The organism is Lysinibacillus sp. FSL W7-1291, from assembly GCF_038593415.1.
Lineage (GTDB): Bacteria > Bacillota > Bacilli > Bacillales_A > Planococcaceae > Lysinibacillus > Lysinibacillus fusiformis_D.
Window position 1 is genome coordinate 2,683,793 of record NZ_CP151994.1, and the last position, 25,279, is coordinate 2,709,071.

At 39.1% G+C, this 25,279-nt stretch carries 28 protein-coding genes; 4 read left to right on the plus strand and 24 right to left on the minus strand.

Translation table 11 applies throughout. The features are described from left to right. Positions 1 to 12: 12 nt before the first annotated feature. The 11 genes from NST76_RS12970 to NST76_RS13020 all read right to left on the minus strand — a co-directional run bounded on the left by NST76_RS12970 (position 13) and on the right by NST76_RS13020 (position 10,713). Positions 13 to 330, minus strand: coding sequence for a DUF3784 domain-containing protein (locus tag NST76_RS12970; protein ID WP_036120141.1), 318 nt, complete (start codon positions 328 to 330; stop codon positions 13 to 15). Between the two features lie 11 nt (positions 331 to 341). Then, positions 342 to 1,622, minus strand: coding sequence for an alpha/beta fold hydrolase (locus tag NST76_RS12975; RefSeq protein WP_342543966.1), 1,281 nt, complete (start codon positions 1,620 to 1,622; stop codon positions 342 to 344). 13 nt (positions 1,623 to 1,635) lie between these two features. Beyond that, entirely contained in the window at positions 1,636 to 2,427 is a 792-nt protein-coding gene (locus tag NST76_RS12980) for a DUF5808 domain-containing protein (RefSeq protein WP_342543968.1), read from the minus strand. A 294-nt stretch (positions 2,428 to 2,721) separates the two neighbouring features. Next, positions 2,722 to 3,099 (minus strand): GntR family transcriptional regulator, encoded by a 378-nt coding sequence (locus NST76_RS12985; RefSeq protein ID WP_036120131.1) that lies wholly within the window; start codon positions 3,097 to 3,099, stop codon positions 2,722 to 2,724. A gap of 555 nt (positions 3,100 to 3,654) precedes the next feature. Beyond that, positions 3,655 to 4,032, minus strand: a complete 378-nt coding sequence (locus NST76_RS12990) for a carboxymuconolactone decarboxylase family protein (protein ID WP_342543970.1) — start codon at positions 4,030 to 4,032, stop codon at positions 3,655 to 3,657. A gap of 204 nt (positions 4,033 to 4,236) precedes the next feature. Beyond that, entirely contained in the window at positions 4,237 to 5,616 is a 1,380-nt protein-coding gene (gene argH, locus NST76_RS12995; RefSeq protein WP_340811437.1) for an argininosuccinate lyase, read from the minus strand. Positions 5,617 to 5,696: 80 nt separating this feature from the next. Next, positions 5,697 to 6,890, minus strand: a complete 1,194-nt coding sequence (locus NST76_RS13000; protein WP_058844532.1) for an argininosuccinate synthase — start codon at positions 6,888 to 6,890, stop codon at positions 5,697 to 5,699. Between the two features lie 278 nt (positions 6,891 to 7,168). Then, complete coding sequence (locus NST76_RS13005; RefSeq protein ID WP_036120119.1) at positions 7,169 to 7,978, minus strand: type II CAAX endopeptidase family protein; 810 nt, start codon at positions 7,976 to 7,978, stop codon at positions 7,169 to 7,171. Positions 7,979 to 8,056: 78 nt separating this feature from the next. Next, positions 8,057 to 8,851, minus strand: a complete 795-nt coding sequence (locus NST76_RS13010) for a MerR family transcriptional regulator (RefSeq protein WP_058844531.1) — start codon at positions 8,849 to 8,851, stop codon at positions 8,057 to 8,059. Between the two features lie 108 nt (positions 8,852 to 8,959). Beyond that, positions 8,960 to 9,715, minus strand: coding sequence for an SDR family NAD(P)-dependent oxidoreductase (locus NST76_RS13015; RefSeq protein ID WP_058844530.1), 756 nt, complete (start codon positions 9,713 to 9,715; stop codon positions 8,960 to 8,962). An 8-nt stretch (positions 9,716 to 9,723) separates the two neighbouring features. Beyond that, positions 9,724 to 10,713: an MBL fold metallo-hydrolase gene (locus NST76_RS13020; protein WP_170829910.1), complete on the minus strand. Its 990-nt coding sequence runs from the start codon at positions 10,711 to 10,713 to the stop codon at positions 9,724 to 9,726. A 347-nt stretch (positions 10,714 to 11,060) separates the two neighbouring features. Here NST76_RS13020 and proC point away from each other — a divergent pair, with 347 nt between their 5' ends. Together proC and namA are read left to right on the plus strand one after the other, a co-directional pair. After that, on the plus strand, positions 11,061 to 11,864 hold the full coding sequence (gene proC, locus NST76_RS13025) for a pyrroline-5-carboxylate reductase (protein WP_342543972.1): 804 nt from the start codon (positions 11,061 to 11,063) through the stop codon (positions 11,862 to 11,864). Between the two features lie 48 nt (positions 11,865 to 11,912). After that, entirely contained in the window at positions 11,913 to 12,923 is a 1,011-nt protein-coding gene (gene namA, locus NST76_RS13030) for an NADPH dehydrogenase NamA (protein ID WP_342543974.1), read from the plus strand. Between the two features lie 49 nt (positions 12,924 to 12,972). Here namA and NST76_RS13035 read toward each other — a convergent pair whose 3' ends face one another. Together NST76_RS13035 and NST76_RS13040 are read right to left on the minus strand one after the other, a co-directional pair. Then, a complete protein-coding gene (locus NST76_RS13035) occupies positions 12,973 to 13,251 on the minus strand; it encodes a DUF1450 domain-containing protein (RefSeq protein WP_080717045.1) in 279 nt (92 codons plus the stop codon). 112 nt (positions 13,252 to 13,363) lie between these two features. Further along, a complete protein-coding gene (locus NST76_RS13040; protein ID WP_342543975.1) occupies positions 13,364 to 14,245 on the minus strand; it encodes a LysR family transcriptional regulator in 882 nt (293 codons plus the stop codon). Positions 14,246 to 14,367: 122 nt separating this feature from the next. Between NST76_RS13040 and NST76_RS13045 the strand changes: the two genes are divergently transcribed. After that, positions 14,368 to 14,565, plus strand: a complete 198-nt coding sequence (locus tag NST76_RS13045) for a DUF2332 family protein (protein WP_342543976.1) — start codon at positions 14,368 to 14,370, stop codon at positions 14,563 to 14,565. 49 nt (positions 14,566 to 14,614) lie between these two features. Next, entirely contained in the window at positions 14,615 to 14,917 is a 303-nt protein-coding gene (locus NST76_RS13050) for a DUF2332 family protein (RefSeq protein ID WP_342545283.1), read from the plus strand. A gap of 60 nt (positions 14,918 to 14,977) precedes the next feature. Here the strand turns inward: NST76_RS13050 and NST76_RS13055 are convergent, their stop codons facing one another. From NST76_RS13055 to NST76_RS13105, 11 genes are all read right to left on the minus strand, one after another. After that, positions 14,978 to 15,544 carry an NADPH-dependent FMN reductase gene (locus tag NST76_RS13055; RefSeq protein ID WP_058844525.1) on the minus strand — a complete coding sequence of 189 codons (567 nt, stop codon included), beginning with the start codon at positions 15,542 to 15,544 and terminating at the stop codon, positions 14,978 to 14,980. Between the two features lie 13 nt (positions 15,545 to 15,557). Continuing rightward, positions 15,558 to 16,613, minus strand: coding sequence for an LLM class flavin-dependent oxidoreductase (locus tag NST76_RS13060; protein WP_342545285.1), 1,056 nt, complete (start codon positions 16,611 to 16,613; stop codon positions 15,558 to 15,560). Positions 16,614 to 16,629: 16 nt separating this feature from the next. Further along, positions 16,630 to 17,571, minus strand: coding sequence for a ring-cleaving dioxygenase (locus NST76_RS13065; RefSeq protein ID WP_036120093.1), 942 nt, complete (start codon positions 17,569 to 17,571; stop codon positions 16,630 to 16,632). 52 nt (positions 17,572 to 17,623) lie between these two features. Further along, positions 17,624 to 18,067, minus strand: a complete 444-nt coding sequence (locus NST76_RS13070; protein WP_036120090.1) for a MarR family transcriptional regulator — start codon at positions 18,065 to 18,067, stop codon at positions 17,624 to 17,626. A 98-nt stretch (positions 18,068 to 18,165) separates the two neighbouring features. Continuing rightward, positions 18,166 to 18,786 carry a sporulation-specific diadenylate cyclase CdaS gene (cdaS, locus tag NST76_RS13075; RefSeq protein WP_036120087.1) on the minus strand — a complete coding sequence of 207 codons (621 nt, stop codon included), beginning with the start codon at positions 18,784 to 18,786 and terminating at the stop codon, positions 18,166 to 18,168. 90 nt (positions 18,787 to 18,876) lie between these two features. Next, positions 18,877 to 20,256, minus strand: a complete 1,380-nt coding sequence (locus tag NST76_RS13080; RefSeq protein ID WP_036120084.1) for an MDR family MFS transporter — start codon at positions 20,254 to 20,256, stop codon at positions 18,877 to 18,879. An 83-nt stretch (positions 20,257 to 20,339) separates the two neighbouring features. Further along, entirely contained in the window at positions 20,340 to 20,921 is a 582-nt protein-coding gene (locus tag NST76_RS13085) for a TetR/AcrR family transcriptional regulator (RefSeq protein WP_036120081.1), read from the minus strand. Positions 20,922 to 21,035: 114 nt separating this feature from the next. Next, positions 21,036 to 21,266: a hypothetical protein gene (locus NST76_RS13090; protein ID WP_036120078.1), complete on the minus strand. Its 231-nt coding sequence runs from the start codon at positions 21,264 to 21,266 to the stop codon at positions 21,036 to 21,038. Positions 21,267 to 21,571: 305 nt separating this feature from the next. After that, complete coding sequence (gene rnz / locus NST76_RS13095) at positions 21,572 to 22,504, minus strand: ribonuclease Z (protein WP_036120075.1); 933 nt, start codon at positions 22,502 to 22,504, stop codon at positions 21,572 to 21,574. 98 nt (positions 22,505 to 22,602) lie between these two features. Then, positions 22,603 to 23,439 (minus strand): class I SAM-dependent methyltransferase, encoded by an 837-nt coding sequence (locus NST76_RS13100; RefSeq protein ID WP_342543977.1) that lies wholly within the window; start codon positions 23,437 to 23,439, stop codon positions 22,603 to 22,605. Further along, the gene (locus NST76_RS13105; RefSeq protein ID WP_036120068.1) at positions 23,436 to 24,935 is read right to left on the minus strand and encodes a cobyric acid synthase; all 1,500 of its coding nucleotides are present in this window, start codon (positions 24,933 to 24,935) and stop codon (positions 23,436 to 23,438) included. The genes NST76_RS13100 and NST76_RS13105 overlap by 4 nt, the downstream gene beginning before the upstream one ends. Positions 24,936 to 25,279 lie beyond the last annotated feature (344 nt).

Below are 25,279 nucleotides of genomic sequence, written 5' to 3' on the forward strand. Positions count from 1 at the left end.
TTTATATCCTTCTTATTTTTTGAAACGATTGCCTGTGTTCACATAGATCATTAAAAAGATCGTCAATGCTACGAAAAGAACAAGTCCGATACTAAAAAATAACCACTGTGTATGAAAAAGTTCATTAAGAATCCATAAAAGCACACAAAAGCAGTAGCCATACATCATTTTCCCCATAAATCTCGCCAATGCTTGCTCATCATACTGCTTTTTTTCTTCTTCTGGCATCGTATTAAATCCTGCGATTAAAAACGCTCCTTTCCCTTGGGACAGCACAATGGCAAAGGTCAGAAATAGCAGCATGATAATTCCATATACAAAGATACTCATCGTTCATCATCCTACTCTTCATTAATAAATTGCTGAATCGCTGGTAGTAATTTTTCATGTAATGGCAATGAAGGGTCTGAATAGGTTGCTAAGTTTCCTGCACGATCTGCTGGAGCCTTTTTCAATACATGGTTCATACCCTCCATATAAAGTAGCTTCGCCTCTGGTTTGCCTTTCTTTAATGCCTCGGCATCGACTTCCTTTACTTGTAAATCCGTTGTTCCTTGTACGATTAATACACGGCTTTTTACTTTCTCCAACTCGTCAGCAGGATGGTACTTTAGCAAGGAAATCAGGAAAGGCTGAACAGATGGACGGAAGAGGGCTTGCAGCTCTGGCGAAGCAGTTGTCACCTGCTTGCCTTGCTTTAAAGCTGTCAAAATATCCGTTGATTCATTGTAAAGCTTCGGTGCTAACTGACCTTTTAATTGCTCTAAGAGTACTACGTCCAATGGTCTTCCAGCACCTGCGATAGAGACGAAGGACGCTACCCCTGTTTTTTGAGCTGCTAGCAAACCAATGAGTAAGCCTTCACTATGACCAATCACGTGTACACTTGTATAAGCTTTATCCGCCATCAATGTTTGTAGGATTTGTACTGCATCATCCACGTATTGATCAAACGTCCCATCTTCTTCCTTTGTTAAGAGCGCTTGATTATCACCAAGTCCTCGCTTATCATAGCGAACCGTCGTAATGCCCTCTTGTGCTAAACCTTCCGCCAGCATTTTTAAGCTATTATTTTTACCAGCTAGAGCAGAATTACCATCTTTATCAGTTGGCCCAGAGCCTGCTATAATGAGAGCCACAGGCGATGGCGACGTGCTCGCTTTTTGTAAAGCAACTGTTAAGTCTCCCTGTTGAACAGGAATTTTTAGTTTTTCATAGGTAACGGGCTGCTCTTTATAAGCCGTTAAAATTAGGGGGAAATTCCCACCATTTTGTTGAAATGTAGCCTCTATTTGTTCATTTTTTAATATGCCGTTTATCGCAATAACAGAGCCGTTCAAATGAATAGATATTTTTACATTGTCATCTGTATACTTGACACTTTGAAATGGAAAATTAGATAAACCTTGTGCTGGAACAGATAATGTACCACTATCCTTCTGTAAATCGACGATAATTGGCAGTGCTCCATTAGGCGTTTCAATATTTCCCTCCCATTTTCCGATAAACTGTTCATTCATTGCACTTTGCCCCTTTGTCTCTTGATTGTCCGCAGTGACCTCTTTTTGCCCACAGGCACTTAAAAGTAACAATGTGCAACATAACAATAACCATTTTTTCATCCAATCTTCCTCTCTATATGAAGATCACCAATAAAATTGGCAATAAGGTAATACCGATTATGATGTAGCTCCATTTATTCGCAAAATTGACAGTCCATCCGATTCCAAATTTTTTCGGCACTAATAAGGATGGATCGTTTTTGTTACAATAAAAAATCCCCCATTTCCAGTATTGATCATCTGCCGCAGCTGTTTCATTTGTATGTACCTCATCAAAACGTTCATTGCTTTTACTGAGCTTCCAAATTAATACTAGTAAGCCACCTAATGTAACGATATTAAAGACAAGAAAAAGGGGGAAAAAGTATGGGGCTGTTTGGTCATGTAAAATAACGGTTGTATAATGTAAAGCAATAAATAGAATCGTCATACTAAAATTAATCGCTGCTAAATACCAGCTACCATATTTGCGTTGAGTCAGTTCCCGATGAACTGAGGCTTCTCTAGCCTGTGCACTCAATTGAATTTTGGCACTTTTCATCCCTTGGCCCATGATGAAAAAGCTAATTTGTATCGCTAATAATATCAGTGGCATACTGATGACGGAGAGCCTAGTTTTTTCAGTCCAACCATCCGCCTCCCCTGCACCATTCCAATGCGTGGCAAAAATTGCTGGAATGGTGTCATAATTCATGTACGTAAAAACAATCAATGCCAGTGTCATGATGATAGGTAAACTAAAAAATAAGGGCGATAGTGTTTCATCTTTTTGGCGGATTGTTAAGTCTGTTACATGCACCGTTTTGATGTTTGTTTCCCATTGTTCCTGTCCCTTTAAATTTTTCGTTTTAACATGGTAACTCATGTAAAGACCAGATGATAGCAGGAGCATGACATACAAAAGGATAAAGGAGATTAAAGACGTTTTCTCCTCTTGCATAGGCGACAAAGAGAATCCGATTTGACCTAGTAAAAATAAGCCTGCAATTCCTCCGATAATTTGACTATAACGCTTCTTCCAAAGCTGTAATTGAGGATGCTTGACATAAGGTTCTGGTATGGAAACACCAAAACATTCGTTTTTCTTGTTAAATGTGGTGTCATGGTTTCCAAAATACCAACAATGATAAAGATGCCTACTATTATAAGCATACTACCCCTACTTCCATTGTTTTAAAATTCGCTGGAACAAACTTGTTATTTGTTCTTTTTCAAACCCACGTGCAAAAGCTTCCGCCATAATTGGCTTTAAAGCATTTTCCACTTTTTCAACCTCTGTTTCTTCCAGCTCTCGCTTTTGCCCACCAATAATGACTGCCTTCGCTTTCGGTTTTAATTCGATTAACCCTTTTTCCTCGAGTTCATGGTAGCTCTTACTCACTGTGCTTACATTGATACCTAAATCCGTAGCCATCGCACGCACCGCTGGTAATGTATCACCATTTTTCAGTTCACCTTTTGCGATGAATTCAATTAATTGATTGGCTAATTGCTTATAAAGCTGCAATTCACTATTTGGATCTAACCGTATTTGCATATCGCTCCTCCAATCTGTATTGTTAATACCCAAACAGAATCTGTTATGTATAGAGTAATACAGATTTCTCAAAATGTCAAATGAAGGTAATGATGAAGGTGACTAACTCACCTATGTGAATGTCTTATATGATGTTTTACCTTTGAAAGGGGTGGAGTCTTGGCTTGGGTGAGTGCATTTTGCCTTCCTTATGAATTTTATTACCCTAGTAGGAGCGCCTTTCTCTCTGCTTCTCACCCTCAATTAGATTGTTAACAGTGAACCACAAAAAGGACCCAGAATAATTCTGGATCCATGGACACTTATTGCTTCTATTTGATTTTTTACTAGTAGGTTTACGCTTCAACTTAATCTACAGCGAAGCAGATCAATTCTGTTTCACCTTTAGGCTTAAGTTTTAAGAAGCTTCAACCTTAACCAGTTGTGGCGGACTTTCCTGAGATTCTTGGTCTTTGGGTGTTTGACTATTACTCATTCTGCATCCTCCCCATCATATTAGATTAATAAGTGTTTCCGAACTTATTATGAACCTTTGCCTGATTTTTTATTCATGCTTCAAATTTTTTCTGCAAAGACTTGCTGTGCAATGGTTAAGGCATTTTGCACTTTTGGAAAACCGATGTAGGGCACTAATTGTAACAGAGCCTCGACAATTTCTGTCTGTGTTAAGCCTGCATGGTATCCTCGTTGGATATGGGTTTTTGTTTGCGGCGCAGCACCTTGTGTGACAACTGCTGTTATCACGACAAGTGCTCGATTTTTGGCCTCCAATCCCGGTCGTGCATAGACATCACCATAAGCAAATTCAATAATCATTTTGCGTAAATCGGGTGCCACATCGGCTAATGGATCGGATGTAATCATCTGTGTTACTTCTTCCTCAGTCATATATTGTTTGATTGTGTCAATCCCCTTTGTAAAACGTTCATTCATTTACCGGATCCCTCCCACCATTTTCTTATACAAAAACCCCAATTCCGCGTCTCCAGAATTGGGGATTGTCCTTCACGTATGTAAGGGTCTCTTTTTCACGTCACCCTCTGGCTTAGTTGAAAAAGGATATAGGTTTTCATAGTGCCTCACTGGACAGCTTTAATGAATATCTATGCAAAAGTCACAAGGACATGCACGCAACAATTAATGTTTTACAAGACAGGCTTTTGCTTTGTCAATTTGGATCTTCACTTGTTCGAAGCCGGTTCCACCTAAGGAATGACGGCGTCGAACAGCCGCTTCTGGCGCTAACACATCATAAATATCTGCTTCAATTAGTGCACTTTCCTGCTGCATTTCTTCCAGCGGTAAATTTAATAAGTAAATCCCCTTTTGAATACATGTGAAGACAAGCTTCCCTGTCACCTCATGTGCCTCACGGAATGGCATACCTTTTGTCGCAAGATAATCTGCTAGCTCTGTTGCATTTGAAAAATCAGCATGGACAGCTTGATGCAAACGTTCTGTATTGACGGTCATTGTACGAATCATGCCTTCAAAGATTTTCAGTGAACCAAGAATGGTATGCACAGTATCGAACATGCCTTCTTTATCCTCCTGCATATCTTTGTTATACGTTAAAGGTGTGCCCTTTAACACGGTTAATAAGCCCATTAGATTCCCGTAAACGCGCCCTGTTTTCCCACGAATGAGCTCTGCCATATCAGGGTTTTTCTTTTGTGGCATAATGGAAGAACCTGTAGAGAAGGCATCATCCAATTCAATAAATTTAAATTCATCTGTAGACCAAATAATAATTTCCTCAGCAAAGCGTGATAAATGCGCCATTAACAAGGATGCATTACTTAAAAATTCCACAATAAAATCACGATCACTCACAGCGTCCATAGAGTTGGCATATACCTCACTAAAGCCAAGTAATTCTGCGGATTTTAAGCGGTCGATTGGGAAAGTCGTTCCCGCCATAGCCCCTGCCCCTAATGGCAAAATATCAATGCGCTTGATGGATTCTGTAAAGCGTTGTTTATCACGCTCTAGCATCCAAAAGTACGCCATTAAATGATGCGCAAAGGATATTGGCTGGGCACGTTGTAAATGTGTATAACCAGGCGCAATCGTTTCAATATGTTCTTGAGCCTTCTCTACTAATGTTTGTTGAAACGTCACGATTAAATCAATTGCTTCCTGCACACGCTTTTTCAAGAAAAGATGCATATCCGTCGCGACCTGGTCATTACGGCTACGACCTGTATGTAGCTTGCCACCAACAGGACCAATTAAATCAATCAGCATCTTTTCTAAATTTAAGTGTATATCTTCATTGGCAACGCTAAATTCAAGCTCACCTGCGATTGCCTTTTCTTTTAATTGGGCAAGACCACCTAGTATGGCCTCTACGTCAGCTACAGGTAAAATTCCTGTTGCACCAAGCATTGTGACATGTGCAACACTACCTTCAAGGTCCTCTAGCACAAGTTGCTGATCAAAGCCAATGGATGCCCCAAATTCGTCTACCCATGCTTCTGCTGATTTTTGGAAACGTCCACCCCAAAGTTTTGTCATGTCAGCTCACCTTTTCCTTTATTTCTTATTGAAAGGTGTAGTGAAAGCATAATGCCTTCCCACACCTCGCTTGTTAAATATTATTTTTTATTAACAGATGAGTTCACTACGGTTGGTAGACCCCATAACTCGATAAAGCCTACAGCGGAAGCGTGATTGAATTGATCTTCCTTCGAGTATGTTGCTAGCTTTTCATTGTATAGTGAATTTGGTGATTTACGTCCTTCTACAATCGCATGCCCCTTGAACAGTTTCACACGTACTGTACCATTTACATATTGTTGTGATTGCGCAAGGAATGCTTCAAGTGCATCACGTAATGGCGAGAACCATAACCCATCGTAAATTAATTCAGATAATTTTTTCTCAATCACTGGCTTGAAGTGTGCTAATTCTTTTACAAGTGTTAAATCTTCAAGCTCTTTATGCGCTGTTAACAGCACTTTTGCTCCTGGGATTTCATAAACCTCACGTGATTTAATACCAACGAGACGATTTTCTACATGGTCGATACGTCCTACACCATGCGCACCTGCTACTGCGTTTAATTCTTGAATTAAATCTGCTAGCTTCATTTCTTTTCCGTTTAATGCTACTGGTTTACCAGCTATAAACTCGATCTCCACATATTCTGCTTCATTTGGTGCATTTTCAACAGAAACAGTTAAGCCGTAAGCTTCCTCTGGTGGAGATACCCATGGATCTTCCATAATTCCTGCTTCATTGGCACGTCCCCATAAATTTTGGTCAATTGAAAATGGTGAATCCAATGTTGCTGGAATTGGTACATTATGTTTCATCGCATATTCAATTTCCTCGTCACGACTCCAGCCCCATTCACGTACTGGTGCTAATACTTCTAGATCAGGATTTAATGCTTTAATAGACACTTCAAAACGAACTTGGTCATTACCTTTTCCTGTGCAACCATGTGCAACGGCATCCGCACCGACCTGGTTCGCAATCTCTACTAATTTTTTTGAGATTAGTGGGCGAGAAAGTGCTGATACTAATGGATATTTTTGTTCATACCAAGTATGGGCTTGTAATGAAATTAATGCATAATTTTCAGCAAATTCATCCTTTGCATCTACCATATAAGATTCAATAGCTCCTACTTGAAGAGCTTTATTTTTTACGAATTCAAGGTCTTTCCCTTCACCAACGTCAAGGCATACCGCGATTACATCCCAACCCTGTTCTTTTAACCATGGAATTGCTACCGAAGTATCAAGTCCGCCTGAGTAAGCTAATACAACTTTTTTATTTGCCATTAAAAATGCGCCTCCATTGCTCTATCGATATGTATTTTTATACATTCATTTAAAAGTTTATACACGAATAGTATCATGTTATAAAAATAAATACAAGTGTATTTTTATAAATTCATAGACATTTATTTTACTAGTTAAGCGAACGTCAACCAATCCATCAAATCATTGGAGAAAGTATGAATATTTACTCGAATAAGCGTTTTTTCACTAAAGGCATAAATGTATACTATATAAATGTATCAATAAAAAAGAACCCCGTAGAAAACGGGATTTTTTTTTCACGATTTAATTGATTTTGTCTTGTACAATGCATTCTTTGGATTAATGATGATCAATAACAGGGCGGCTACTGAATATAAAATGGCATTATACATCATTAAATCAACGAGATGCCCGTTCACTAAACCAATAAAAAAATTAAAGAATTGGTGAATAATGATGGGGATGATTAAATTCTGATTGATGTTATAAAATCCTGCCATAATAATACTCGTCGCTATGATGGCTATCATAAAGAAGCCACTATATTGGAGTAAATCCATGCCCATAAAGCCAGTCGTAAGCCATATCGGTAAATGCCATAGCCCCCACCAAAACCCGATGATGATAGAGGCGACTAATGCGGAATACTTCTTTTGAAGCTCCAGCAGGGCAAAACCCCTCCATCCCAATTCTTCACCTAATGGTCCTGATAAAAGATTTCTAAAAAAGTAATAGCTCAGTATAACCCAAGAAGAGATTGTAAAAATAGAATCTGTTTGATGATTATTCATAACTAGACTCAAAATAATAATAAAAATGACGACTTGAATCGTCAGCACTGAAAAAATCACCGATCCGTTCAACCTATTCTTAAATTTTTGTTTCACAAAGTGTAGAAAGCTCTGTCCAGGATATATTTTCGGAAATAATATAGCGAAGGCAAAGGTTGATGACCATGCTGATAGACAGCGTATTACATCGAAAACCCACGTTGGAAACCCTAACAGCTTGACAGCTCCTACAAGACAAAAAAGCGGCCAAAAAATGACATTGGTTAAGACAATAAAACTCGCTACAGGTCTTTTTAGCTTCTTATTTCTATTCATGTTGATCCCCCATTTCATTGCACTGAACTTCAGCATAAACCTGGGGGTTGCTCACAGGTCAATCATCTATCTCTATTTTTACTTTATTGGCACATACATTTCTAAAAAAATACGTTCCAGCCCTTCTTCATACGTAACTAGCAGTAGATTGATATACACAAGCCCTAACAGCTCATAGCCCATTTCCTCGGCTACTTTTCTCATACTGGCTTCCACTTGATCGTCCGTATTTTTACCACCTGTAGACCATCTACCATCTTCAATGATTGTATAAAGACATTTTGGATAGGCTCGAATTTCCCCAGCTATTGCCTTGTCATCATCTTCAACTTTTCTGGTAATTATAAATTGTTCTTCTAGTATCCCTTCATCATTAAACCGTATTACTCTTCTTAATGATGTAAGGACCACTGCTTTTTTAAAATTATCGGTGTTTTCTTTTAGAATGTCATATTCATCATAAGCGGTATAATGATCTATTTCTCCCATTATCTCTAGTGGTTTCATTTCTTTTATACTGTATGTTCCTAAACATTGCTTAATTTTTTCGCAATCTTCCTTGACCCTTTGTAACTTTTTTAATTGTCGTTTTTTATAGGCAATCTCCTCCAACATTCCCTGCTCTTTTTCTTCTAATAATGAGCGAATGCCCTCGATACTCTTGCCTCTTCTTAATTCCTGTATTATTTTGATTTCCAAATCAATTTCTCGATAAAAATTGACCGTTGTTAGGTCATAGATATCAAAATGGGTATAGCTTCTGTAGCCATTTCCTTTATTTTGCTGAGGCTTTACCAATCCCTTTTCTTCGTAAAATTTTATCGTATCTCTAGAAATGCCTAAAAATTTAGCAACTTGTCCAATAGTGTACATTGTATTCTCCTTTTTTAGCTTCATCTTCCCTACTATATCAACAATTTCAGGTAAGTATGAAAAAAACTGTCGCCATACATAGGGAGCATGGCGACAGTCTGATTATTGCTATTTTTTATTGAAAAATGATTTGCCTAGAAATTCAATGGTTGCAGGTGCGAGTGCATATAATTTACTCGATAATCCCATGATCCTTGGTAAATTTACCTCACGAACTGGACGGTCAATTGTTTGAACTGTAGCTTGTGCCACTTCTTCTGCGGATAATAAAAATCTTCCTAAGGACTCTCTGTAGCCACCTGCATCATTTGCCTTATCTAAAAATGGTGTATCAATGGGACCTGGGTGGATGGCGGTTACTTTCACATTGTATGGAGCTAACTCCATACGAAGTCCATTCGTGAAACCGACAATGGCATGCTTGGTAGCAGCATAAACACTCGCTTTCGGTGTTGCTACCTTTCCTGCCTGTGACCCAATAAAAATTAGATGACCATGCTGTTGTGCCATCATTGCAGAAGCTAATCGTTTGGCAAGGTAAATCGGTACACTTACATTCAATTCAATCATTTGAGCAATATCCACATCCTTTAAAGCGGGGGCTACAGCAAATTTCCCTACACCTGCTGAAAGAATCGCCACATCAATGGGTGGGAGCTGTGAACAAACATCATCGAGTGTATGTAAATTGGTTAAATCAGCTTGGATAACGTGAGCTCCTAAACGTTCTAGCACCTTTAGTGCAACAGCATTACGACCCGTGGCATAAACTGTATGCCCTTGAGCTACAAGTAATTCTGTCGTTTTTAAGCCTACACCACTTGTTGCACCTGTCACGAAGATCGTCTTTTTATATTTATTCATGTGTAAACCTACTTCCTTTGAAATAAATAGATACCTGCTTCGGTCTTCGTTGATTTAATATAATCATTGGCTTCTAAATAATCTAAATGCCCTAGTGTTTTGGACAAGGTTAATCCTAGCTGATGCTGGAATATGGCTGGATACAAGCGTTTTGTTACTTGTACAACCGTTAATTGATCGTCACCTAGCAACTCATTAACTTTCAATGATTGCTGATGCTGGCGCTCTAATCGTTTATCAATTAAAGAAGGAATATCCTCTAAATCGGCCCCATGCCCTGTATGCATCATTTTGATGGGTAATTGGCGTAGAATTTCGAGTGATTCATTGTATTGCAGTAAGGATTTTGGACGTCCTAATGTACGATCTAATGGTGGCTCGATTAATGGATTGGGCGTTATTTTTTCGAGTAATAAATCGCCCCCAATAACATGATGCGTTTTTTCATCCCAGAAAATAAAATGGCTTTGTGCATGACCTAATGTTTCTATTGCCTTTAATCCTGGATGACCGGGCACTTCGTCTCCATCCACCAAAATTTGTGTCAATGGGCGCTCACCCACAAGCTCTAATTCACGACGAACATGTACACTTTTTGTAATATATTCTTGTGGTACCCCATGCTCTAATAAACGCTCACTGTAAAATTGCTCGTGATAGCTTAAAAACGCTTCATCATGACGAAGCCATTTATCATTATAGGCATGCCCCAAAATTTCTGCATGTGGAAAGGCATCGACCCATCCTGCATGGTCAGGATGATGGTGGGTTAACACAACCTGTTCAATATCTCGCATGTCAAAGCCAGCTGCTCGAATTCCCCATTTCAAAGCATCATAGGCTTCCATCGTTTTTGGTCCAACATCAAAAATGCTGAGTGCATCGCCCTTTACAATAAATGCATTGACATCTCCTACTTCATAGGGTGTTGGAATTTCTATTTTGACTATAGACAAAGTTGTCTCCCCCTTTTTACGAGCTAGTGAATACTGATTCATTCTATTTTACAAGTTTTTTCTGTTTTCGTCATCCTCCTGTTGACAGTTTGCTAATTCCTCACTATAATTTTGAATAATCTAATTATTTTTGTGCGTTGAAGAAGCCGAGTACGTAACTGGTGAAGGTGTTAGAGAGTGTTACATTTGCTGAGAGTAACATCACCCGCTCCCATTACCGAACCTACTTCTGAGCAGTTATGCAAACATAACCGTTTCCCTTGCGATAAGAGGGCTAAGAGTTGTGCCAACAATTGGCAAACAAAGGTGGTACCGCGGAAACGAGAGCGTTTTCGTCCTTCAAGATAAGGACGAGAGCGCTTTTTTATTTTGAACTGGAGGTTTTGTTTATGAAAAAAATAGTATTTATCGGTGCAGGCTCAATGGCAGAAGCATTGATGCAGGGCTGGATAAAACAAAAGGTGTTTACACCACAGGAAATCTATGTCACCAATCGCTCTGACAAAGAACGTTTACAGTTCTTACACGAAACATATGGAGTCCAGTGCCTGTTTGATCAAGCCATTTATCAACAGGCAGATCTTATCATTTTAGCAATGAAGCCAAAGGATGCTGTTGCAGCCATGCGCGATCTAAAACCTAAAATGACAACGCACTCTGCCGTTCTGTCGATTCTAGCCGGTATTGCTATTGAGACGATTACTGAATTTTTAGGGAGTCGTCCAATTGCACGGGTGATGCCTAACACATCTGCCACAATCGGTATGTCAGCAAGTGGGATAGCATTCAATAACGAGGTATCGGCGGCACAGCGTATTCTTTTCCTCCAGTTATTAGAGGCTGTCGGCTCCGTTATTGAAGTCGATGAGGATCAATTGCATGCAGTTACAGCCCTTTCTGGTAGTGGCCCTGCGTATATTTATTATTTAATGGAAGCCTTTGAAAGAGTAGGAACAAAAGTTGGTCTCTCCAAAGATACTGTACGATTACTAATGACTCAAACACTGGCAGGTACTGCTGAAATGCTCAAGCAATCGGTAGATGAACCGGATGTTTTGCGGAAAAAGGTAACGAGCCCTGGCGGTACAACGGAGGCTGGTATTCAGGCACTAGAGCAATATCAATTTAATGAAGCCATCGAAGCATGTATTAAAGAAGCGGAAGCTCGATCTCGTTCACTTGCAAATGGTTAATATTATGTGCAAAATAGAGTGTATCACTAGGAATTAGGGGGCTTTATTTTGAGTAAATTATTCGAACCATATGCATTACAATCCATTTCCTTAAAAAATCGCGTTGTTATGGCACCTATGTGCATGTATTCAGCGCAAGACGATGGCATGGTGACACCTTTTCATTTAGTCCATTATGCGACACGAGCAGCTGGTCAAGTTGGGTTAATCATCTTGGAAGCTACTGGTGTTGTGCCAGAAGGCCGCATCTCAAATAAGGATTTAGGCATTTGGGATGATGCACATATTGAAGGATTAAGTCAACTAGTTGAAGGGATGAAGGCTTACGGCGCTAAAACAGGCATCCAGCTTGCACATGCTGGTCGCAAAGCAACGGTGGATGGCGAAATTTTTGCTCCATCAGCTATTTCCTTTAGCTCAGACTATAAAACACCAATAGAAATGACAGAAGAGGACATTCTTTATGTAATAGAAGCGTTTAAACAAGCAGCTGTTCGTGCCACAAAGGCTGGCTTTGATGTGCTCGAGATTCATGCGGCACACGGCTATTTAATTAGCGAGTTTTTATCACCTGCGACAAATAAACGTCAAGATCAATACGGTGGTTCACAGGAAAACCGTTATCGTTTCCTTCGTCAAGTTATCGATGCGATTCGCAGTGTGTGGGATGGACCATTATTGGTACGTGTATCTGCAGAAGATTACGCTGAGGATGGCACAACAATGGAAGATTTTATTGTTTTTAGTCGCTGGATGAAATCTCAAGGTGTTGATTTGGTTGATGTATCAACAGGCGGTGTTGTACCAGCAGCTATTCATATCTTTCCAGGCTATCAAGTATCGCATGCAGAGGCCATTAAGCATGGGGCAAACATCCCTACTGGCGCAGTTGGACTTATTACAACAGCTGTTCAAGCGGAAGAAATTCTCCAAAATAATCGCGCAGATTTAATTTTCTTAGCACGCGTTTTATTACGAGACCCTTATTGGTCACTTCATGCCGCTAAAGAATTAGGCGAAGAAGTGCAACCTCCCGTACAATACGTGCGCGGTTGGTAAATTGATTTGCAGTAAAAAACAGCTTGTTATCCCGCAAGCTGTTTTTTCATTAGAAAAGTGGGTTTTGTTTTAATTCTTCATCAATAGCCTGCACCAATGTCTCCGCGTCCTCTGCTGTCACGACTTCTCCATTAACTAGCGCAAAAATACTTTGCTCACAGATTTCACAGTGAGATGTACAACCAGATTCCTCTATCTCAATATCATCCCGTTCTACTAATTCATCATACGCATCTGCCGCACCAAGTGATAAATTAGTGATACAAAACTCCACTCTATTTTTTAGCTGCTGTTGTTCTTTCTTTTTTTTAAATAGAGAAAATACCATGTTTATTGACCTCCTACTCTTTAAAAACGATCATACCACAATTCGACAAAGTCTATGAAAACCCTTACACTGAACAGCATCATTTCAAAATCATTTTTGACCATCTTGTGAATTATAAATAATTTCTTGTTTGCAATAAATCTAATAATCCATCTGGTACTTGTGTAGATTCCTTATAAAAGAGGTATACGGGTACACTTGGTAATGGGAAATCTTCAAAAGGAACTATATTAAACCGTCCCTCCATCCGTTCTTTTCTCACAATCATACGAGGTAAAAACGACATCCCCAACCCATCCTTTATTAGCCTTTTTACCACATAAGATTGAGAAATGGATACTTGCTTCGTTAAAAAATATGTTTCTCTTAATTTACGTAATAGCTCTCCCCAAATTGTTGGATGATGATGCGTAAATAAAGTATACGTTTGAAATAACTCCTCATAATCAATATAAGTGCCTGTTTCATCATCATAGGCATCTAGGGGGATTACTAACTCTAATGGACTATCAATCAGCAGCTTTTGATGCCAATGTCGATAACGTGTTGGTAATAATGAAATACCAATATGAGCTTGATCTTGATTGACTAAATCCTCTATTTTAGCTGAATCCTCTACTAAAATTGATATCTCAAGTGAAGGATTGTCATTGATAAATTGATAGATCACATGCGGCAGAATCGTTTCAACCATTAACGGGGTCATAGCCATAATGATTTTTTCTTGAATACCTTTACTTGCTAATCGAATACGTTCAATGCTTTGTTCCCACTGATTGACCATTTGCTGTGCCTCTACTTGAAAAAGCTTTCCAGCGTCTGTTAATTGCACACGATTTTTTTCGCGCTTAAATAATTGTACATGCAGAAATTCTTCTAACTGCTGAATATGAACCGTAATACTTGGTTGAGATAAATGAAGTTGTTCCGCTGCTGTACGAAAATTACAAGTCTGGGCTGCGACGATAAAAGATTGTAACCATTTATATTCCAAAATCTCACCTCAGTGATTAAAATTCTTAATTAAATTCATTAAATATATTTAATTTACTAAATTATACAATAAGATTAGACTGATGATGAACTTGATTATGTATGTAAAAAGGAGAGAATCATATGCCGCACACTATATTAAGTCGTCAATTTCAGATGTTTGCTCAACAGGAATGTCAAGGCTCAAGCCCCCTTTATGAACATTTAGCTACTAAAATTGCCAATGATGAAGATTTGTTAGACATTGCCTCCTTAATCCCACAGGATCAGCCTGCGCCCAATTTATTGTTGGCAGCAGTTCATTATTTATTAGCATCATGAACGTAGAATATTATTCCAACAGGCCCTCCCCATCATCAATCAATTAGATATTCAGTTAATAGAAGGGGATGCGATTCAACTGATTAAAAAGCTTAGTCGAATAATTGAGCAAGAGGCGATGTTAGTGATTTATCATACACATGTCGCAAATCAAATCCCCATTGAATTACGTCATAAATTAATAGAGCAATTAAAAGAAATTAGCATGGGGAGGCCTCTTTATCATTGCTATAACAATTTATTTGATACAAAACTTCATCAAGATTTTATAGATCAAGGTACTATCATATCCATACGTACAATGCTGCGTCCAGATGGGCATGCACGATGGTTTGAATGGTCAAATAGTTAGCTTAGACGCAAAAAGAAACGCTGCGTCAGACTACTTACACAGCGTTTCATCTATTAATCTTTAAAAATCATATTCTGCATCTTTTTTTGCCCGAATTTCTGCAAAGGCATCTGCTACCATGACTGTATCCTCTGCTAACCGTGCTAGTCGGAAAAGGACATCATCGTTAACAATTTCTTTGCGTAAAAAATCCTTTTCTTCTATAAATACATAGGTCGGAACGATGTGCGCTTTCATATAAGCTAGTATCGGCTTTAGTTGCTGTTCCACCATTAAATAATGCTTGGATGTACCCGCTGTCACAATGACACTGATGACTTTATCGCGGAAGGCATTGACAGGTAAAAGGTCAAAGATATTTTTTAATGTCGCTGGAATCGATGCTTGGAATGTTGGCGTCCCAATAACAATTGCATCTGCAGCCATAATGGTTTCTGTCACATATTTTGTATCGCCTTCGTAGTCGAAGTAATTACGTCCATCACTAAAAACTAGTTGATAGTCAGCAAGATCCAGTAATGTAACTTCATGCTGTGGATATTTTTCTTGTAACATCTCAACTATTTTCTGTGTTGCTGTTCTTGTTTTAGAGCCGACAATAGAACCTGCAAGCGCGACAATTTTCATGATGAGCCACTCCTTATTTTGCTGTATATTTTTTCATCGCTGGAATAATATCCTGACCGATGATTTCAATATTTTTCATAATTTTATCAAATGGTACGCCACCAAAATCGATTTGTGCCATAAAGCGTTGCATGCCATATAGCTCGTACTGATAAAGTAGTTTTTCAATAATTTGCTCTTTACTGCCAACCATTAAAGCATCACGTGTATCGGGTGCTTGAGCAAATTGTTGCTTTGGATAACCTCCGCCACGAATGGCTTGGAAACCACCATTTAAATGTGGATACATGCCTTGCAATGCCTCTTTTGTTGTATCTGCTACATAAAACAAGCTTGTTGTGGCAATAGGTAATTCATTTGGGTCAAAACCTTTGCGTTCTGCCGCTTCTCGATAGGCATCAACAGATGGTTTAAAATTGATAGCAGGTCCACCTAATGTTGTAAGCATCATCGGAATTCCCATATATCCTGCTTTAATAGCGCTGGCAGGTGGACCACCAACTGCTCGCCAAATCGGTAAGGAGCCGTTTTTGGGCTGTGGTAAAATTTGTGCATGGTGAAGTGGTGCTCGAAATTGCCCTTCCCATGTCACCAGCTCCTCGTCATTGATTTTCATAAGTAGCTCTAATTTTTCCTCAAAAATTTCTTCATAGTCCTGTAAATCAATACCCAGCAATTGGTAAGCTCCTACACGTGACCCACGTCCCGCTACAATTTCTGCTCGACCATCTGATATTAAATCAATTGTGGCAAAATCCTCATAGATACGTACTGGATCTGAAACACTTAATACAGTTGCTGAGCTAGATAATTTAATATTGGACGTTGCCTGTGCAATAGCCCCTAACACGACTGTATGTGCCTGTGTTGTAAAGTACGATTGATGACTCTCACCAATACCGAATACATCAATGCCTGCTTGTTCAGCCAATTGACTAGCCTCTACTAGCTCTTTTAGTCGTTGCTGAGCAGAAATACGTTCGCCTGTTAATGGGTTTGGAATATGATCCCCTAAAGAGTACAGCCCAAATTCCAATCCTTTTAATTGATCGATACGATATTTTTCCATCATGTTTCATCTCTCCTTATTCTAGTGGTTCTAAAATGGCTTCAATTTCTGCACGTTTCTTTTCTAAAAAGGGTGGAAGGTCTAGCTCTTTTCCAAGATCTTCGACTGCTGAATCCACAGTAAACCCTGGACCCTCTGTCGCCATTTCAAATAAAATACCGTTGCGATCTCTGAAATAAAGACTTTGGAAATAATAACGATCGACGACACCTGTACTATCCAAACCCTGTGCCTTAATTTTCGTATCCCATTCCTGTAATTCCTCGACCGTTGCTACACGTAATGCAAGATGATGAATACTGCCTTTACCAGGTTTCTCGCTTGGCCCTTCTAATTCTTTGACGACAATTTCTCCAAGCACTTCTCCTTCTATCGATTGCAGAATCGTTTCTTTGTCCGTTTCTGCAACAACTGTATAGTGAAATAAATCTTGTAGTAAATTCACGGTTCTTTGTAAATAGCGTACAGTGATTTCAACAGTCCCCATACCTAAAATACGATGTTCCTCCGGTATATCATTGCCATCCCATGCTTGCCATTGTGCAGGCGTATCATGCCCCTGATGATTTAACAGCACCATTCGTAATCCCTCATGATCTTCAAAAAACAAAGCCTCTTTGCCTGCATAAGTAGTGATATCGCTATGTTCTACCTCTAGCTGTTGAAAGCGTTCTTTCCAATATAGTAAGCTTTCGGAGCTAGGTACAAGTAAGCCAATACGAGTAATAGCATTCGTGCCCCGCACTGTACGTCCTGCAACGGGCATTTCAAAAAATGTTAATTCTGTACCAGCTGCTCCAGTTAAGTCACCATAAAATAAGTGATACATGGATGGTGAGTCTTGATTCACTGTTTTTTTCACACGTCGTAACCCTAAAATAGTTGTATAAAAATGATTATTCTGTTTGCCATTTTTCGTTAGCATGGATATATGATGGTGTCCATTTAATTTATTCATCCTACTGTTCCTCCTTTTTCACTTGACTAAGCAAGTGATGTTGTAAAAAAAATTACACGGGCGGCAATTTTTTTTCTCGGCTATGCTTTTCAAGCTTTGTCATCACTTTATATAAAGATTTTATTTCTTCATCTGATAATACTTCTTCAAAAAATGAGGATTGGAAGTGAAGTTGACTTGGTGTTGCTGCATCAATCATTTGCTCCCCTTTTGCCGTCAATGAGATAGCTTTGGTCTTCCAATTTTGTTTACGCTCGATTAGTCCCTCTTTTTCAAGTCGGGCAAGCATGCGAGACATGCCACCTTGTGTAACTGTTACTTTCTCTGCTAATTGAGATTGAGTGATCGGTGCATACGTTTGGATTTGGATTAACACATCGAATTGTGCCGTTGTTAAATCGAAACGCTTTAAAAATTCATTCGATAACTGGTTACTTTGCGTTGTAAAGCGCATCATACGAATCCATGTTAATGTGCCTAATGTATGATTTCTCATGACTTCATCCTCCCTTCAGTTATCACTTTACCACGCAAGTGATAACATTGCAAGAACAATATCTCGAATTTGAGATATTGTTTTACAGAGGAGAGTCCCTATATGATGCCAGGTGATGTAATCGGGTATAAATTTCCCTGAAAAGCAAAAGAAATCCTACCTGTTTCTTCTGAGACGACCATCACAAGTGCATCACTTACTTCACTTAATCCTAACGCTGCACGATGTCTTGTTCCTAATTTTTTTTCACCAGTCTGACGGTCTGATAATGGCAGTACATTCGCTGCCGATTCAATTTGATTTTGATTGACGAGTACCGCTCCATCATGTAATGGATTACCTGGAAAGAAAATGGATTCTAATAAGGAATGCGTTAAATCTGCCCCAATATGAATACCAGGCTGCATCAAATTCACTAACGAATCCTGTCGTTGGATGACAATTAAACCACCATGTCTTCTCAACGACATATTTTGCACACTATGTGATAATTCCGGATACTTTTCTGTAAACGGGGAAAGATAACAATTTAAATAAAACGTCGCGGCTTTCATTTCAATTGTCATAAATCTCTCTTTAATTTTCTCAAAATTGCCAAGGAGACAATTTGCATCTGTATCCATTTCTTGCACACTTTGCTGTAAGGACATAATCACTTGGAGAAGCTCATCTTTTAATGTTTCTTTCATTGGTGAAAAATCACAATTTATTGGATTCATAAAAAGCACCTCTCTTTTCTAAAATTGTGAAGCTTCTTCTTCCATTAGTTTCTCTCGATAAACTATTTTTATGCGTCATGGAGATGGTGGCTATTTGGCATTTGGCTTCTTCTTCATATATAAAGACAGTAGTAGTCCCACAGCACTTAAAATCGTTGTGACAATAAACGCTGTGCGAATGCCATTTAGCATAGCATCAGCAACACCCATTTCTTGCTGTAAAGTAGTTACCGTACTCATGATGGTTACAAGTAATGCCGTTACTAATGCACCACCGACCATACGCAATGTACTATTCATCGCTGTCGCATGTGCCATCAAATGGGTAGGTAAGGCATTCATGCCAGCGGTTGTCAGCGGCATCATAATCATTGAAATCCCAAAGGAAATCATCGTAAAGAGACATGCCAGTAGCCAAAGTTTTGTATGCATTGATAATGCTATGAAAGCACCTGAACCAATTAAGATACTGGTGAACCCTACCAGTGCTAAGCCTTTTCCACCCACTTTATCGAAAATCTTCCCTGTCACTGGCGACAATATACCCATTACAAGCGCACCTATCAATAAAACCAGCCCTGTTTCGAGTGCCGACAGCTGCCGTACATTTTGAATATAAAATGTGATAAGTATTTGTGTACCAATCATGAGGGCATAAACTAAACTCGATAAAAAAGTTGTAATAGAGAACATGGAGGATTGAAATACACGAAATTCAAGCATTGGTTTAGGCAATTGAAGCTGACGTCTAATAAATAGAAACAGCGTAATTCCTCCTACCATTAATGATGCAAGTACTGGCATTGATTGAAATCCAACAGCTCCTGCGATGCTGAAACCATATAACAGGCCACCCCAACCTAAAGAAGAATAGACGATAGAAAGAGCATCTAGCTGCCCTTCTTTTTTTGTCGTGACATTTTTCATAAAAATCGTGGCCACAGTCAAAACAATAACTGAAACGGGTAAGACAGTAAAAAACAGATGTCGCCATGTAAAATGTTCTAAAATCCAGCCTGATAATGTTGGGCCTATTGCTGGTGCAAAACCTGTTACAAGGCCAGCTAGCCCCATAATGGAACCTCGCTTTTCTTTTGGATACATCGTTAATAAAATCGTTTGCATTAAGGGCATGATCACCCCTGCTCCAGCCGCTTGAATAACTCGAGCCATAAGTAAAACCGTAAAGGTTGGGGCAAAGGCGCCTAAAAATGTACCCATACTAAATAAAGTGAGAGCCACTATTAACAGTAATCGATTGGAAAAACGACCAATCAGAAAAGCTGTAATAGGTATGAGAATACCATTCGTTAATAAATATACTGTCGTGAGCCATTGTGCTAAATTAGCATCAATCTTGAAATCGTTCATAATTGGTGGCATAGCTATGAGTAATAATGTTTGATTGAGAATAGACACAAATGCTGCAGATAGTAGAATTGCTACTATGACATTTCTTTTTTCGTTCATGAAACTTCCCCCTAAATAGTATGTTAGTTAGTGATAACTAACATTTTACTTAAAAAATATATGCAAACTATGTGAGTGAACCATTAAACACAGACTCCACTCACAAAAGTAGCAACTAAATGTTGAATAAAAATTTCTTGTTGATCTTTTAGAAAATGTTGGTCCCATAGCGCATTGGAAACAAAAAAACCAAACAGGCTCGTTAAAAAAACAATGGCTTGTCCGTTTGTATCTATTTCCTTCATCTTTCCTTGTTCAATTTGAGATTGAAAATAAACGGCCAGTAAGCTTAGTAATTGTTTAGTTTGGTTATCCGAAATTGTATCCATTAACCCTGGTAGCATACTTCTATCTTGTGTAGTAATGAGAAAAATTGGTTTATTTTTTTCCATAAAGGCTAGATATGTGTTAGCAATTTGCTTTAAATCATTCTCTAAGTTTCCGGATAAATCTTGTGCAAATAAATGTTCAAAGTATGGGATATATGAGTGGCTTTGCAGGACAGCATGAAGAATTCCTAGTTTTGTTTCAAAATGACGGAAGACAGTCATTTCACTAACACCAGCAGTGGCAGCAATATCTTTTACCGAAACATTCGAATAGCCCCTTTCTGTCATTAGACTTGTTGCTGCATCAAGAATTTTATCTTTTGTGCCTTTTTTCATTGTACACGCCTCCAAAATGTTAGTAATGACTAACAAAAATATAGATGATAGGGCCCAGTTTGTCAAAAAAAATATGTTGTTACTAGAATACATTCTAATAACAACACGGATGAGCTACATATGACCTGCCCGAATTTTCTTCACAATACTAAAAGTCGTGTAAGCAGCAGCAGGTGCTAATACGATAATAAAAATAATCCAAACGGTTAAATTATTTGTTGCTTTTAGCGTTTCATAATTCGAGATGACAAAAATAATTAATCCGAATAGTAATAAATAGCTCAGCACATTTGGAAAAATAACAATTAATCGCAATAGTGCTGGCGGCATCTTTTGTTGATTCAATTAAACCACACCCCTTTTTTCAATTATACGGGAAGTGAAGGATCGATTGTACTATATTTTTCCTTTTAAACGCTATATTTACCTGCAAATCGTTGGCGTTTTTCTACTGTTGTATTTAATTGGTTGATCAATGTAGTTATGCTTTTCATATTTTCCGCTTGATGTATAGCCTTCTGAGCAAATATCTTTCTCCTTGGCTAGTAACAAACATTCCATGAGTCGAACTGAAAATAGTGATAGTAAGAACTATATATAAAAAACATCTATTAGTTGCATGTCAATCAATAGATGTTTTTTAAATTAGTTTAGATTAATTTATTATTTTGCCAAGTAAAAATGGCTTGATCGGATGTCAGTAATGTTTGGGGGAAAATTGCCTGTGCTTCTGCCAAAAATTGTGGTAAATCCTGTGGAAGAAAACGGGCACTTAAATGATTTAAAAGCAAGTAGTCTGCGCCAGCTTGCTGTGCGACTTTTGCTGCTTCCACATTGGTAGCATGACCATAGCTGGCTGCTAAAGCAGTCAGTGTCCCATCAAAGGTCGCTTCATGTACAATGATGTCAGCATCCCTTGATAATTGAATGGCCTCTTCGCAATATTTCGTATCGCCCAAAATCGTCAGTGTGAAGCCCTTTTTTGAGGGGGCAACAACGTCTTTTGCTTGAATCACATGCCCATTTTCAAGCACGACATCGTAACCATTTTTTAATTGACCAAGCAAAGGGCCTTTAGGAACACCAAGTGCCTGTGCCTTGTCGATTAATAATTCACCAGGTAAATCCTTTTGTTCAATACGATACCCATAGCATGGTACAACATGGCGCAATTCCTGTGCATAAATTGTAAAATGAGTATCCTCAAAAATAATCCCTTCTTGCACTTCTATAAAATACAGTGGATACGTTAAATGGGTTTTAGATAAGGCTAATGTTTGTTCAATCCATTGCTGTAAACCTGGGGGACCAAAGATCGTTAAAGGCTCATCCCCTCCTTGAAAGGAACGAGAGCTTAAAAACCCTGGCAATCCAAAAATATGGTCGCCATGTAAATGTGTAATAAAAATTTTTGTTACTTTACGTGGCTTTAACGATGTGTGTAGGATTTGATGTTGTGTAGCCTCCCCACAGTCAAATAGCCACATTTCGCTCACTTCATCTAATAACTTGATCATCAATGCACTCGTATTTCGCTCTTTTGAAGGCATGCCTGCGCCTGTCCCTAAAAAATGTAGTTGCACATATGCCACCTCACTTCTTGTTTCTATCGTTTTATTGTACCTTAACATACCCAATAAGAAAAACCCTTGGTGAACAGATTTCTCCAAAGGTTTCTCTTTTATTTTGGTTGCCATGAAACAAGGGCTGCATGAAAATCATGACGGTAATAATAGCGTCCCTCTTTTTCTTCAATAAAAGGTGAGAGAGCTTCTTCCACATGTGCTTGCTGGACATTTGCCGTTAAAATTTTTTTACTTTGCGTTGTAACAAGCTGTTCATAGCTTTCATATTCATAGACACGTTCCAAAGGGATAATTTTACAATCTGCATAAATATTCATCTCATACAGTAGATTTAAAAATTCTATATAATCTCTACGAGGAAACTTAATTTCATAGCCATACTTTTCATATAACCGCTCATAGTGAGGCTGAATAGGACCTGTCGTCATGCCAATGATAGCACGCTTTTTCGCAAGCCGATTCATATGGGATAAGGCGGCTTTAATTTCATACATCCGATAAAAACAATTCACGCCCAAAACGATATCATGTGGCTCAATTTCATCACTTTCTAGACTTTCCCATTTCGCATGAACATATGAAACATGCTCCTGATGAGGCATACACTGTTGTAAGTAATGCAGCATGCTTTCAGAGCTATCCACACAGGTTAGCTTGTCCACTCGCTCAGCCAATGGAAACGTATAATTACCCCATCCTGGCCCAATTTCTAATACAGAATGCTGTGGCTCAATACTTTTTTGAAGCTCCTGAAAAATGCGTTGGGCATAAGGATCAGTTTGTCCTATTTTTTTACGTGCAACGGATTGAGCCCAAAATTGCTCCTCTAACTGATCATTGACCATGCGCTCCGGCATCATTCCATGCCAGTCTTTCATGCCCTCCTGCCATAATGCCTCATAATTAATGGCTAATGGTCCTTTTCTTGTCATATAGATACCTCTAAAGATAAAATTTCATATATTTTTTTCATATCCAGATTTGCTCGAACATGGTCGGCTAACATATTATAGGCGTCCTCTCTTCGTTCTGCATCACTTTTTACATCATTCGGTAAAGCCATTAACCCTTTTTTCACTCGTATTTCATTGACAAGCTGACGAGTAAAGGTGCGATTATGGAACACGCCATGAAAATACGTACCAATCACTTGCTCATCATGACTCACTGCGCCATCTTCTCGACCATCCTCTAGCAGTAGAAAAGGTGATACTTCATCACGTAAAATTTTCGTACGTCCTAGATGTATTTCATAGCCCGTCAATGTATCCTGCCCTCTTGTTCCTGTCATTTGTACCGTTTTTTTAGTGCCTACAAAAATCGTTTCCATTGGCAATAGCCCAAGACCATTTGCAGCTTCACCATTTCCCTCCACTGCTTCAGGGTCTAGTAATGTTTCACCAAGCATTTGGAAACCACCGCAAATGCCAATAATTTTTGTGCCGCGCTCACGTAAATGGGTAATAGCTTGATCGAAGCCCTGTGCTTTTAACCAAGCTAAGTCATCCATTGTACTTTTTGTTCCTGGCAGTATAAGCAAATCCGGTGTGCCTAGCTCATGGACATTGCCAATTAAACGTACACCTACTTCTGGCTCATCGAAAAAGGGATCAATATCAGTGAAGTTTGAAATACGGGGTAAACGAATCATCGCTACATCGACAGTAAATTCGCCTGGTTTTGGCTTTTTAAAGCGTAATGACGATAATGCGAGGGAATCCTCTGCTTCAATATTGATATTGACATAAGGAATCACACCAAGCACCGGGATACCTGTTTCTCTTTCCACCCATTCAAGACCATCATCTAATAATTCACGCATGCCTCTAAATTTATTGATGATTAATCCCTTAACACGGGCGCGCTCTTCATCATCTAGCAACGCCAGTGTACCAACAATCGAGGCAAAGACCCCACCACGATCTATATCAGCAACAAGCACTACCGCTGCATCTGCTAAATGTGCCATTCGCATATTAGCAATATCGCGATCCTTTAAGTTAATTTCAGCTGGGCTACCTGCCCCCTCTAGGACAATGACATCATATGTATTTTGTAGCGTACGGACAGATTTTTCAACGATTGGCATTGCCTCTTGCACAAAATTATTGCGATAGCTTTTGGCATCCATATTTAAAAAATGCTTACCATGGACGATGACCTCAGACATCATATCTTGCTTCGGTTTCAGCAGAATAGGATTCATATCAGTCGTCGCAATAACACGGGCTGCCTCTGCCTGCACCCCTTGTGCACGGCCGATTTCGCCACCATCCTTCGTAACAAACGAATTAAGAGCCATATTTTGCGATTTAAACGGGACAACACTTAGTCCATCATCCGAAAATATACGACAAAGTGCCGTACAAATCATACTTTTTCCAACATCGGAAGCCGTTCCTTGAATCATAATCGATTTAGCTGGCATAGTCACTTTCCTCCGTCATTATTGGTGTAACGCAGTATATTGTATTAGAGCTGTGCGGGTTTGCCTTCATTTCGGGAGTATTCTCGGAGCAAGCACGAGTATTTCTCTCCGCTCCGCGAGTATTCTTTAGACAAGCGCGAGTATTTCCCTTCGCTCCGCGAGTATTCTTTGAGCAAGCGCGAGTATTTCCCTTCGCTCCGCGAGTATTCTTTGGGCAAGCGCGAGTATTTCTCTCCGCTCCGCGAGTATTCTTTGGGCAAGCGCGAGTATTTCCCTTCGCTCCGCGAGTATTCTTTGGGCAAGCGCGAGTATTTCTCTCCACTCCGCGCGTATATTTTTCGCCC